This is a genomic window from Nocardia grenadensis (assembly GCF_050942415.1).
In the GTDB taxonomy this organism is placed as follows: Bacteria; Actinomycetota; Actinomycetes; order Mycobacteriales; family Mycobacteriaceae; genus Nocardia; species Nocardia grenadensis.
In genome coordinates, this window is the sequence record NZ_CP192054.1 from 3,453,610 (window position 1) to 3,465,693 (window position 12,084).

Here is a 12,084-nt window from a genome sequence, read left to right on the forward strand (position 1 = left end):
CGGGCACCCATCACGCCCGGGAGATGCCTCGGCGGCCGCCCAGGTGCTCGGCGAAGTGCCTTTCGATGGCCTGGTAGAGCCGGATCCGGTTCTCGGGGTTGGCGAAGCCGTGTCCCTCGTCGTCGGCGACGAGATACTCGACCGGGACGCCGCGTGCGCGCAGCGAGGCGACGATATTATCGGATTCGGCCTGCACGACGCGGACGTCGTTGGCGCCCTGGGCGACGAGCAGTGGGGTGGTGATCCGGTCGGCCATGGTGATCGGCGACCGGGTCCGCATATCGGCCTCCTGCTCGGGGATTTCGGGATCGCCGACGTAGCGGTACCAGTTGTTCACGTTGTAGGCCCGAGTGAACGGCGGCAGAGTGCGGAGGAAGTTCGCGAGATCGGAGATGCCGACATAGTCGACCGCGGCGGCGAAACGGTCCGGGGTGACGGTGATTCCGACGAGTGCGGCGTATCCGCCGTAGGAGCCGCCGTAGATGCCGACGCGGTCGGGGTCGGCGTAGCCCGCGGTGACGGCCCAGTCGACGGCGTCGAGCAGGTCGTCGTGCATCGCCCGCGCGAACTCACCGATCGCGGCCGTCACGTGCCGGCGCCCGTAACCGAGCGAACCACGGAAGTTGACCTGTAGCACGGCGTAGCCCCGATTGGCCAGGAACTGCGCCTCGTCGCTGTAGCCCCACGAGTCGTGGTACCAGGGCCCGCCGTGCACCAGCAGCACCAGCGGTAGATTCCGCGGCTCTACGCCGACCGGCAGGGTGAGGTAGGCGTGCAGGGGCAGGCCGTCGCGGGCGGGGAACCCGACAGGTTCCATAGGCGCCGCGGCGGCCGGGTCCCGGTCCGGGTAGGACCGGAACAGCAACCGGGCCGCCCCGGTGGCATGGTCGTAGAACCACGCGACTCCGGGATCGCGGTCGTGGACGAACGTGGCGATCCAGCGCATGCCGGTCTCGTCGGAGGACAGGGTGCCCAGCACACCGTCGGAGAGTTTCCGCAGCTCCGCGTAGACCTCGGCGAAGTGGGGAGCGAGGACCTCGATATGCGGGCGGTCACCGACGAAGCGGGCCGCGAGGATCTCACCCGTGGCCCGGTGGGTATGTACCGGCGGCGGTAGCACCCCGGGCAGCATCATCCCGCTGATATCGAGGTCGTGTCCGTCGACCGCGGCGACGACGGTCTCCGCGCCGGTTTCGTGGTCGATCCGGACCAGCCGCAGGTCGTCGCCGTCTTGGAAGGATCCGACGAGCAGACCCTTGCCGTCGGCGGTGACCACTTGGGGTTGGACGCCCATGGGATGCTCGGCACCGCCGAGGCGACGCAGCAGCCGTGTCTGCCCGCCCGGGTCCATCGCGGAGATCTCGAGCAGTCCGTCCGCGGCGATCGCGGTGCGGAAGACCGGCTCGCCATGACGGTCGAACAGGATCCCGGCCGTCGGATCGTCCTGTTCCCGGTGCAGGACGGTCTCCCCGGTGGCGACATCGATCCGGAACATATCGAAGAACAGCGGGCGGCGGTTCATCGTGACCAGCACGCTGCCCGGTACCGACGCGAGCGGCTCCGCTCCCGCCACCCGCGACCCGGGCTCCAGCGGGGTGAGGTCGACCGCCGGTGACCGCGGGTCCTCGAGGTCGACGCGGTGGAGGTGCCAGTCCTCGTTGCCGTCGGTGTCCTGGAGGTAGAGCAGCCACCGGGGGCTGTCGGTCCAGTAGTACGTGGTGATGCCGCGGCGAGCATCGTGGGTGACCGGGACGGCGTCCTCGTGGCTCTGATCGACACCGCGAATCCAGATATTGAGCCGCCCGCGGTGGGGGGCGAGGTAGGCGATACGGGTGCCGTCGGGCGAAATCGACGGGTGTGCGAAGTCGGGATCGGCGAAGAAGGTCGCTACATCGATCTGCGCCGGCCGCGGGTCGGTCGAGCGTTCGGACACGGTCATGGACTGCTCCTACTCGTTGGCTGTCACAGCAATCTGACACTGTGCCGCTACGGCACACTCAAGCCGGCCGTCCGGACCTACCCGCCCGGTGCCGGTTCAGCGGATCCGGGCGAAATCGCCGGGATGCGGGCACGGCGAACGCCGAATCCGAAAAACGGCCCGCCCGGCCTCGTCCGGGAAAGTGCGTTCGACGAGTTCACGGTGACGCGCGCTACATATTCCGCAGCGGCGCGCGTAATTGAATTCACGCTGGTGGAAAGAGCTTTCAGTGCCCTTTTTCGATGGCGTGACAGTGCGGCACCCGAGCCGCGGTCAGCTCGACGACGAGTACGCGATGACCACCGACAAGAAGGTGGCGCGGACCAACATCGGCCCGCGCCACCTCTTGTCGAATAGGCCGTGCCGGAAGTGCACGCTCGGCGAGGATCGGGGTTACTACCTCCGCCGCTAGTTGTCACCATGGTGGGCCGGCTGCCCGCTCGACCTGCTCGGCGAGGCCGGCGCAGTTGACCGGCCGGGTCGTTTCGACACGGAGGGTGGATGCAAGTCCGAGTGGTGTGGCCTGCTCGGCCCAAAGGTCCCAGTCGAGGCCAACCGCTGCTTGTCGCGATGGAGAGCGGTGCGTGCGCCGGGGCAGGGCACGGGATGGCCCGGTCTGTCATTGCTGGCCGGTCCGTGCGCTGATGCCTGTACCGGTCGCACGCGGCGCGATCCGGTCGGGAAAACCGGGCAGCGCATTCGGCCGTCGCGCGGAATCGGTTCTTATCGGGTTCGTCGTACTCGCAGCTATGTGTCCCTCGGGTTCTGCCCGCGTTGTTCGATCAACCGATCGATGATCGTGGGACCGGTGAGCCGCAACTCCGGGTAGTCACGAGCGAGTAGCGGCAGCAGAACGGACCCGAACTGCATCAACGTGTTGGATCCGGAAACACTTCGATTCGGCGCACCGTCCAGTACCTCCTGCACGGATTCCATCTGCCGGGCAGTGGACGTCTCCTGGATCCCGCTCGGTCTCAGTGATTGGAAGCCAGGACAGAAACCAGGCCGGCTATTGGCCCGGGCATTCTTGGCCTCGCCCGTGACGGTGATCGAGTTGATGTGTCCCGTCTCGTCGTCGAACTTGATATCGAATCTCGGTGCCCGGCGCGGCTCGGTGAATTCGCCGAGCGTGGTGAAGGTGACACCAGCCATAACACTGAGCTTCTGTGGGGACTGGATCACGGCGTGCTGAATATCGGCCCATGCAGTTCCCGAGATCCGTTCCGCATGCTCGCCGAGGCTGTCCAGGAAGCCTCGCATCACCTGCTGCACGCTGGTCATATTGGTCGCCGCGCTCAGCACCGATTTATCGATGGGGGCAGCGGCCGGCACGCCGTCATCGACGAAGTGGGCGGGCAGATCCAGTTCCGCCCGCTGCTCCGGAGGGATGGCATCGAGGAGGGGGTTACGATCGGCTGATCGTTCATCCTTGATGGCGGCGATATCGCGCCACACCGGATCGAGCGCTCCCCAGCCGGCGTTCAGGTAATGGACCGCTGCCTGGAGGAACGCGTGCTGTCCGCCCGATCGTGGATACCCGTCCTGCGCATGCATGACGTAGTTGTCGTCCAGCCAGCTGGCTGCATAAGCCGGTGGCTTGGTCTCGTACGACGCCGTAAGCGACTCCCGGACCTGCTCCGGATGACGCAGCATCAGGCTCAGAGCCGATTCGCCGATCTTGAACTGAACGCAGCCGGAAGCGATCGAGCGTTCGATCGAGTACCGCATATAGGCGATCTGCTCTGGTGGAAACAGCTGGGACAGCGGCATTTCCACGCGGGCCTGGTTGATGAGCGCGATGTCTTCATCGACGAATCGCTGTCCCAGGCGTTCGATCACTTCGCGCGCTCGCGCCGGATCGGCGAGTACCTCCTCCATTCCCTCTTTCTGGAGCGCGCGGACACGGGAGACGATCTCTCGCCGGATCTCCGCCGAGGGGCGCCACTCCTGCGGTCCGCTGTCCTCGAGGCCGTCTACTGCGATGTCGGGATCCTCGGCAGGGTCGTCGTCGCTGCGCTCCTTGCCGGTGCGCTTATCGACGTGTTCTTCGTCGGTAGGATCGGCTCGTCTGTCGGAGGTATCGAGGCCGGGGTCGTCGTACCGGGCCGATTCCGGTGCGCCGGACGTATCGATCCGATGACCGGCGCGACCGATCTCGGCCTCGGGCCGATGGAGTCCGGCATCCCGGGGCGCCGGCGGAGCGGTGTCCGGTGTCGCCGAGACGGCCGAGGCGCCTTCCGGGGGCTGCTTCGGTGGATTCGGGTTCGTGGAAGCGGGGTCGCCGTGCCGGTTCCACGGCGATGGGGTGATATCGGCCGGTCGTGGCCCGGCGGGCACATAACGGTCGCCGGTCCACGGCGTCCGGGTAGGCGTCTCGGCACTTGGAGGCCGGAATACGGTGTCGGGGCGGCCCCCCGGGGGACGGGGTGCGGAAGTATCCGGAGTAGTTGGTTCCGCGGAATCATGGCTGATCACCGGAGCATCGGTCGAATCCGTGTCGGGGGCGGATCGCGCTGGAGCATCGCCGGGAACGGTAGTATCGGAACGACTCTGCGGGGTCTGGAAATCGTCGGCGGTTCGGATCGATCCGGATTCGCCGGTGGCCCTCGGCAAGCCGGAATCAGAGGGGCGTCGGGTCGTGGTATCGGAATCGTCGTGTGTGCTGTCCGCCTCCTGGACCGGCGGCCTGCTCCGGGCCTCGGCGTCGGCCGAGATGGCCGGACCCTCCAGTTCCGTCCGAGACCGGGGCGCGCTCTCCGGCAACCGAGGAGTCGGCTCGGGCCCGAGGATCGGCGGCCGTTCCGAAAGATCGGGAACGCGGATCGGGCTATCGGGACCTGACCCGGTATCGAATCCGCGCAGTGCGTCGCGACCGGTCTTGTGTACCCGGACGGCGGCGCCGGCGGCCTCCACGAATCCGCCGGCGAAGCCACCGATGGCATTGTCGCGCACCACAGCGAACATCTCGCCCAAAGAGCTGTATTCGTCACGATGAATGATCAGTGACGGAATCGTGCTCGCTGCACCGCCGGCCAGCCCTCCTGCGCTGCCGAGCAGCAACGTGCCGCCCAGATGAGCGGCGAGGCGGGAGAAGACTCCGGCATCGGCAGCGCGACTCAGCCGCTTCAACAGCCCCGGTGCCAACCGGCGCCCCACTGCGGCGCCGGCCACCCCACCGAGAGCACTAGCGGCGGTCAGTTCCACCAGTGCTCGCGTATCGAATTGTTCGCGGACCCCGCTCGCGATATCCCATATCTGCGCGGCCACGCCGGTGGCGCCGCCGAAGAGCCCGCCGATTCCAGCGGCTTTGCCGGCCTGTTGCGCGGCTTCCCGGAAGGCCGCCCGCCGAGCCGCCGCCGCAGCGCCCTGCTCGGCCGTCGTCCGCACCAGCTGCGCCACCGCCGCGCGCATGGTCTGCTCGGCGGCAGCCCGGTCGGCCAGAGCCTTGTATCCGCCCCCCTGGAAGAAGAGCAGGGCGTCCCACGCCAGCTGCGCGCCCAGTGCTATAGCCGTGACAATGATCAGGTGGCGGGTCTGCGCCGCGGCATCGGCGGCGGCGTGGCACTGGTAGCCGAGGTCTTTCAGGACAGCGGCCTGCGCACGCACGCATTCGACCATGCCGCGGTCGCTCTCGTCGAAGACCTTGCCGGTTTCGCCGGTGATGGCGCCGGCCGTGCGCTGTGCGCAGGAATCGCACTGTGCGGCGATTACCTCTAGTTCCTCACCCGCCCGGATCGCCGCGTCGCCGCGAGTGCGTGTCATCTCGTCGTTGAGTTCCGGCAGTTCCCCGATCACCAGATCCATCAACGTGCCAGGTACTTCCGACAACAGCTCGGCTGTGTAAACCACCGTGGTTCCTGTTCGTGTCGCCCTGCGATGTGCTGGCGTATCAGTTAACCGTCGGACCGGCACTGCTGGTCCTCAGCGATGGGAACAGTGCAGAGACGAAATACCTTGGAGCAATGAATGATTCGCTGCTGAAGTTGCTGGATTGACGCTATGGCCGACCAATTCTGGGCCGAGCCGGACAAGCTGCATGCCGTCGCACCGGAATACGATCGGATCGGTGCCGCGGCCTCGGAGATCATGCAACGCCTCCGCGAAGCCGTGCACCTCACAGGCGTTCCGTGGGGCACCGACGATACAGGTCGAGCTTTTGCCGAGACATACTGTCCGGACGAACAGCAAGCACTGAGGGACCTGGACGACCTGGTCCGCGCTCTGAATCGGCGCGGAGACGAGCTGCGCGCGGTGACCGCTGTTTTCGAAGGGGGTGACCTGGCCTCGGCACGCGATATCGCGCGGGCCGGTGCGGTGCCGGACATTCGCGAGACCGGGCAACCGGCCATCGTCCGCAAGTCGAACCCGACCGCACTGGTCACCGGCCCGTCGACCGTGACCGGATCTCAACACCCGGCCGAGTATCCGGCGGGGGTCGATCCGCTTCCCCAACCGGCGCATCGGGCCGGGGAACACACCCCCACCGGATCGTCGGCCGATCGGCTGCACGGACACGCGGATGCCGGTGCGGCGCTCGACGGCTCGGCTGCGGGTCGTGCATCCGGCGGTTCGGTTGACGCCGCTTCGGCCGGCGCCCGGTATCCGGAGAATCATTCGCACGGTGCCCCGGCCCAGCCCGCGCCGCTGGACCGGACGCAGCGGACCGGGCGAACAACTCGGCCGAAACTGGAGGCCACAGGCGTCGGCCGTGGTGACTCGGGCGCCAGAGGTGGCCACCGGACCGCCATCGTGCCTGCCGATTCCAGCACCTCCACAACTGCTTCCGCCGGCCGGGGAAAATCGTCGCCGTGGTCGACTACGACCGGCACGCGAATGCCGGTCAGCGCCCCGGCCGTCTCGGAGCCCCCACCCCGGCTACCCACCCCACCGACGCCACCGCGGCCGGGCCGAACCGCCCGGCCTGCGCGAGCGGACGTCCAGGAACCGGCCGAATCACTGGCCGACCGCTTGACCATGGAACTCGCTGAACGCCACGGCGTGCGAGCGTTCGGGTTCGCCGCACCGGGTATTTCCGGCGAAGTGCTGATCGAAGTCGCTTCCGCGGTCGACGAATTGATGACCCGGTACCCCGTGATCAGACTGTCCGCCATAGGTTTCGGCGAACTGGCCGGCACCGGTCCGGTCGAATTCGACGGGTATCCGGATTGCCCGCGAATCACCCTGTCCCTGCAAGCGGCGACCGAGCCGGCGACTCTTCGACAGACGATCACCGCCGCGGAGCATGCCGGGCTACTCGCTGCCGGATGCGCCGAGCGGCCGTTGTATTCGCTGATCGCGCGAGAACTGGGTGCACTGCTGGACTCAACCGGTGACTTGCGTGCGCGCAGGAATGCGCAGCGTGCCCTGATCGCCGCGTACCTCTCCGGGGTGGACCCATACGAGCGGTATTCGTTGCGTCGAACGGTCACCGGCTACCGGCGCTGGCGCGATCAGCTCCCCGGCCGGAGTTTTCGAGGATCGCAACTGGACCCGGCTGCGGCGCTGTCCGAGGCATTCACCGGAGTAGTGCTGGCACCGGACCGGGCAGCACCCGCCACGAAAGTTCTTTTCGAACTGCTCGTTTCCAGCGCCGATCTGCGCCCGGCCGACGCCGGTCGGAGTCGAAGTCGATTGCAGAGCTGAAGCGCTATAACCGAGCACCTGTACATCCGACCGAACTGCGACTCAACTTCACCTTCGCGCCACCTGTCCACAAATCGATGCATTCCTACACACGGAGACCAGTAATCATCGCTGGTCAGCGATGATTATGGTGCGGAACTGTTCAGGTTTGACCCTTCTATGGACATCGCTGAATAGGGAGGGACCAGACTGTGCTCACCGGCTTGGCCTGCGCTGTGTGTCCGGATCGGCGGTCGGTGGATCGCGGCCGTCATGGGTAAGGTCGCGGGGTGATCGACCTCGATGAGTCCGGCGAGTGCGTACTGATGGTCCGCTCGGATACGGATTTTCGGCAGGCTGACGAGGTCCGGCTCGAACTTCGTTGTCCCCGGGAGCCTTACGGCGACGAGTATGTAACCGAATTCTTGGTGAGGGCCTGCGGTGATTCGGTACGCATCGAAGCGGCGGTGCGCATCCTGGATGGTGATGGCCTTGTGGAGTTCCTCGACGATCTCGCCGAGGGGTTCTCGGGCTGGGACGGTACGCGCACTTGGCGCGCCATCGACCGCGGACTCACCCTGTCGGCCGAGCATCGCGGCCACGTCCACTTACGGTGGGGGCTGGTCCGCCACGGTCTGCCCGGTCTCGAACCAGCCCGGATGTGGCTGTTCGAGACCACGACCGCCCACGCCGCGGGGGAGTCGATGCGCACCTTGGCCGCAGATGTCCGTGCCTTTCTCGATGCCGCGATGTGAGTATCCGCAGTGACCGACATCGTTTCCGAATCAGCGCCCTGCCCTGTCTCACGCTTGGATTGCCGGTCCCCGATCGCGGCGACAGTGACCGAGGCGCTCGTCGGCGCGGATCGCCGGTGGGACATCGAAGCCGGCTGCCGGGTATGCGGCTGCATGTGGCATGAGGGTGGCGCTGCACCGGTGGCGGTGGAGATGCGCCGGGCCCTGCTCGACAGCAACGGCTGGACCGCGCTCGGTCTCAGGGAAGGTCGAAACCCACCGGCGTCGGTGACGATGAAGGCCCTACGCGCGACACGGCCGCTGTCTCTGTCGGAGGCGCGGGAACTCGGTCGGTTCGGACTCCGGGGGACGAGGGTCGAAATGGAAGTCTTCGCCCGGCGGCTCCGCGCGGCCGGTGTGGCAGTCGAGATCCGCGCCGAGAGACCCGGCGCCGGCGGGCGGGGTGAGGTAAGCGTTGGCATCCGCCGGCGGACACTTCCTCGCTGTTCAAAAATTGATGCATTCATGGACACTAGGACGGGCAATCATCGCTGTTCATCGATGCTTTCTGTCCTTCAACCGTCTATGAATAGCCTTTTTATGAACACGGGCCGGAAGCGGCAAGGGAGGGAGCAGTTCGCTTGGCCGCAAGGCGGTGGTCAGTATCGGCGTTCGGCGGGCCGGAAGGTCTCACTGAGTCGGTTGTAGGCGTCGCGGACCTCGCCGGGGATGTCTTGCCCGACGATGTGGCCTTCGGCGGGGTACTCGTCGAGGCGTTTGATCTCTCCCATGGTGACCGCGACGATCGATTTCGGATGCGGTGCTGTATCGGCATCGGGCCGGTTGCCGTACTTCATGTAGTTCTCCAGGGAGACGTCCGGGGTGGACATGGCGACATGATCGACCGAAACACGCTTGCCGTTCACGTCGGCAATGCCCTGTTGCATGATCGTGGCCCATACCCGGCGTGCGTGGAACGGGGTACACACGCCGATGAGCGAGGAGATATCGCGGCCGTGGTCGGCGAGCATCTGGACCGAGAAGGCAGCGTTCTGACCCGTGTTGGCGGCTTTGGGTTCCTCGATGATCTGCCGGGGGTCGAGTTTCATCTTCTCTGCGGCCAGCCGGAATTTGGCTGCTTCGCCGTTGCTTCCGGAGAACACGACAGGGACATCGCCGAACCCGCGGTCGCGGACCAGGTTCGCGATCACCGAGGCGCCGCCGATGTCTTTGCTGCCGAAGAAGATGATTCCGCCGTAGTTCCGTGCTGGATCGATCCCCCATTTCGGGTCGTAGCGCAGATAATCCCACAGTTTTCCCAGGTCCGACATCGCCCGGTCTGTGTCCACACCGCGCTCGCGGAGCTCCTCGAACCATGCGGTGTAGGCGTCTTCCCGGCGCCCGCCGTAGACCTGATCGTTCCTGATCAACGCTCGGGCGGACGTATCGATCGGTATCGCAGCATCACGTTCCGCACGAAGGAACATGCCGGCCGAGGCCCGGGTCTCGCTGATCAGTCCTCGCTGTTTGCCGACCGCGTCCGAGATACCGGTGGTCAACGCGCGTGCAACCCGACCGGCAGCGTCCAGAGCAATCCCCGCCGGGCTGGTCGCACCCGGCAGATCCAGGCCACTCATCCGTCCTCTTGAAACTCATGATCCGAAACGACGCGCGGAACCATGAGTCCGCTGTCAGCCTTTCGAGGCTAGTACCGGCCTTCTTTAGGCGTACTGCTGTCCTTCGCCACCTTCTGGATCGGTTTTCTGGCACGGCCTTACCCACCCTGGGCGGGCTCTTCATCGGAATCGGACTCGCGCCGGTCACCATCTTCGTCCTCACCATCATCCCCACGCTGATCGCCGCCGTGGCGATCATGCAACTCGCCCGGGTCGTGGCCGCCCGCACCCCGACGAAACAAGCGGGAACCAGCGACAGCACCGACGTACTCGAAACCACGTGACCCTCGGATTCGCACATCGGTGGTAGCGGCGGCCCGGCCTCTCGGTCCACAAAGGCCTGCCTCGCCGCACGAGAGCCGCCGACTCGACCCGAGCCCACGACGAACCACCGGGACGCCCGGCGTAACTCGATGAGGGAGATACGCCGGGCCTTCTGCTGGACTCGTATCGGCCGCCGACCTCCGACCAGGACACCCAGGTGCCGAGGAGGTCCGTACCGGCCGCCACGACTCCGGATACGCGGGCGGAGCGGTGCCGAACCGCGAGATCGGTCAGGTGATCAGGGCGAGAGCTTCCCCGATGGTGGCGGTTCTGCCGAGTACGGGGAAAACCCGGGTCAGCGACCTTTCGTGTCCGGCGGGGTCGGGGTCCGACCGCATCGGCAACCACTATTACGTCGAAGCCCAGGTCGTATGCGCTGCGTGCGGTCGACTCGACCCCGGAGGTTTTCGCCAGCCCGGCCAGGACAACTGTGGTGATGCCGGCGGTGTGCAACCGCTCCGCGGGCAGAACCCATTCGACCTCCGCAGGCGCAACTTCCGGTGGGATACGGGTCTGCTCTTCGCTCCAGCTTTGCCGTGTCTCCGCATAATGGGTCCGCCCGTCCGGCGTGCCGGTCGTGACCAGGTGCCTGCCCGAACTCGGCATCGACCGCGCACCCGATAAGTGCTCGGACCGCTTGCGCGTAGCCCTGGAATGACTCCGGCCGACCCGACGAGTTCCTCGGGAACGGCGGCATCACCTGCCGCTGTACACCGGGAATACGCTGTGCTCGCCGTAGTCCTGGGCTCGCATATTTCGCAGCACGTCCATATCGTCGTCGGTGATCACGAAATCGACCTGGGCGTTGCTGCGCATATGGTCGGGGTTGCCGGTCTTCGGCAGCGACACCGTCCCCAGTTGCAGCGTGTAGCGGATACAGAGCTGCGGAACACTGACCCCGTACCGGTCGGCCATCGCCCGGACCTCCGGGTTCTTCAGGATCGCGCCGTGCGCGATGGGCGAATACGCCTGCACGAGAACATCCTTGCTTTCGCAGTGCGCAATGAGCTCGGCCGGGGTGTTGCCCGCATGGACGAGCAGCTGGTTCACTTGCGGTGCGACAGTACACGCCGACAGGATGTTGTCGAGGTCGCGCTGCTCGAAGTTGGAGACGCCGATCGAGCGGAGCTTGCCCGCCGCGTAGGCCTGCTCCAGCGCACGCCAGGTCTCGCGGTTGCCTTCGGCGTAGTCCCCGCCCCGGAAGTCGGCCCAGGGTTGCGGGCTGTGGATCAGCATCAGATCGATGTGGTCCAGCCCCAGGGCGGCCAGCGAGCCGTCGATCGCGGTGGCCGCGTCACCGTGGTTCTTGATCTCGGCCGCCACTTTGGTGGACACGAACAATTCAGCACGCTGGACCCCACTCGCCCGGATTCCTTCACCTACCCCGCGCTCGTTCCCGTAGGCCTGCGCGGTGTCGATATAGCGATAGCCGATCGCGACGGCCTCGGTCACCGCGTCGGCGGCCTTGTCGTCATCGATGAACCAGGTGCCCAAGCCCAGCTTCGGGATGCGCACTCCGTTCGACAGTGTGTACGCCTCGCTCAGGATCATGATTCGCGCGCTCCTTTTGTGTGTTTTCCCTGGTGTAGCACGGTCGCCGGCACTTGGCGTCCTGCACGGCAATGGCGTGTCCGCGGGGAGTGCGGCCCGTACACTCGAACCCGTTTCGCTGACGTCCCACCAGGTGGATTGCCCATATCCTGGCAGGTGACCCGCACCAGCTTCCGGCGCCGGCCACGCACCGGGCCCG

Annotated in this window: 8 protein-coding genes and 1 pseudogene; 4 read left to right on the forward strand and 5 right to left on the reverse strand. The window is 66.4% G+C overall.

Going from position 1 to position 12,084, the window contains the following annotated elements; translation table 11 throughout:
• Positions 1 to 10: 10 nt before the first annotated feature.
• Positions 11 to 1,939 carry a S9 family peptidase gene (locus ACQPYS_RS15745; RefSeq protein ID WP_433489982.1) on the reverse strand — a complete coding sequence of 643 codons (1,929 nt, stop codon included), beginning with the start codon at positions 1,937 to 1,939 and terminating at the stop codon, positions 11 to 13.
• Positions 1,940 to 2,207: 268 nt separating this feature from the next.
• Between ACQPYS_RS15745 and ACQPYS_RS15750 the strand changes: the two genes are divergently transcribed.
• Positions 2,208 to 2,390: a hypothetical protein gene (locus ACQPYS_RS15750; protein WP_433489983.1), complete on the forward strand. Its 183-nt coding sequence runs from the start codon at positions 2,208 to 2,210 to the stop codon at positions 2,388 to 2,390.
• Between the two features lie 335 nt (positions 2,391 to 2,725).
• Here ACQPYS_RS15750 and ACQPYS_RS15755 read toward each other — a convergent pair whose 3' ends face one another.
• The gene (locus ACQPYS_RS15755; RefSeq protein WP_433489984.1) at positions 2,726 to 5,890 is read right to left on the reverse strand and encodes a hypothetical protein; all 3,165 of its coding nucleotides are present in this window, start codon (positions 5,888 to 5,890) and stop codon (positions 2,726 to 2,728) included.
• A gap of 87 nt (positions 5,891 to 5,977) precedes the next feature.
• Here ACQPYS_RS15755 and ACQPYS_RS15760 point away from each other — a divergent pair, with 87 nt between their 5' ends.
• Positions 5,978 to 7,621 carry a hypothetical protein gene (locus ACQPYS_RS15760; RefSeq protein ID WP_433489985.1) on the forward strand — a complete coding sequence of 548 codons (1,644 nt, stop codon included), beginning with the start codon at positions 5,978 to 5,980 and terminating at the stop codon, positions 7,619 to 7,621.
• Between the two features lie 269 nt (positions 7,622 to 7,890).
• On the forward strand, positions 7,891 to 8,355 hold the full coding sequence (locus ACQPYS_RS15765) for a DUF6228 family protein (protein WP_433489986.1): 465 nt from the start codon (positions 7,891 to 7,893) through the stop codon (positions 8,353 to 8,355).
• A gap of 638 nt (positions 8,356 to 8,993) precedes the next feature.
• Here ACQPYS_RS15765 and ACQPYS_RS15770 read toward each other — a convergent pair.
• Complete coding sequence (locus tag ACQPYS_RS15770; protein WP_433489987.1) at positions 8,994 to 9,971, reverse strand: YdcF family protein; 978 nt, start codon at positions 9,969 to 9,971, stop codon at positions 8,994 to 8,996.
• Positions 9,972 to 9,988: 17 nt separating this feature from the next.
• Between ACQPYS_RS15770 and ACQPYS_RS15775 the strand changes: the two genes are divergently transcribed.
• Entirely contained in the window at positions 9,989 to 10,294 is a 306-nt protein-coding gene (locus tag ACQPYS_RS15775; protein WP_433493164.1) for a hypothetical protein, read from the forward strand.
• Positions 10,295 to 10,706: 412 nt separating this feature from the next.
• Here ACQPYS_RS15775 and ACQPYS_RS15780 read toward each other — a convergent pair.
• A pseudogene (locus ACQPYS_RS15780) lies at positions 10,707 to 10,940 on the reverse strand (hypothetical protein); the annotation flags it as partial.
• 90 nt (positions 10,941 to 11,030) lie between these two features.
• Positions 11,031 to 11,888, reverse strand: coding sequence for an aldo/keto reductase (locus ACQPYS_RS15785; protein ID WP_433493058.1), 858 nt, complete (start codon positions 11,886 to 11,888; stop codon positions 11,031 to 11,033).
• Between the last annotated feature and the right edge of the window lie 196 nt (positions 11,889 to 12,084).

Coding starts and splice junctions, on each gene's coding strand:
- ACQPYS_RS15745 (WP_433489982.1), bottom strand. CDS start 1,939: ATGACCGTGTCCGAACGCTCGACCGACCCGCGGCCGGCGCAGATCGAT.
- ACQPYS_RS15760 (WP_433489985.1), top strand. CDS start 5,978: ATGGCCGACCAATTCTGGGCCGAGCCGGACAAGCTGCATGCCGTCGCA.
- ACQPYS_RS15770 (WP_433489987.1), bottom strand. CDS start 9,971: ATGAGTGGCCTGGATCTGCCGGGTGCGACCAGCCCGGCGGGGATTGCT.
- ACQPYS_RS15775 (WP_433493164.1), top strand. CDS start 9,989: ATGATCCGAAACGACGCGCGGAACCATGAGTCCGCTGTCAGCCTTTCG.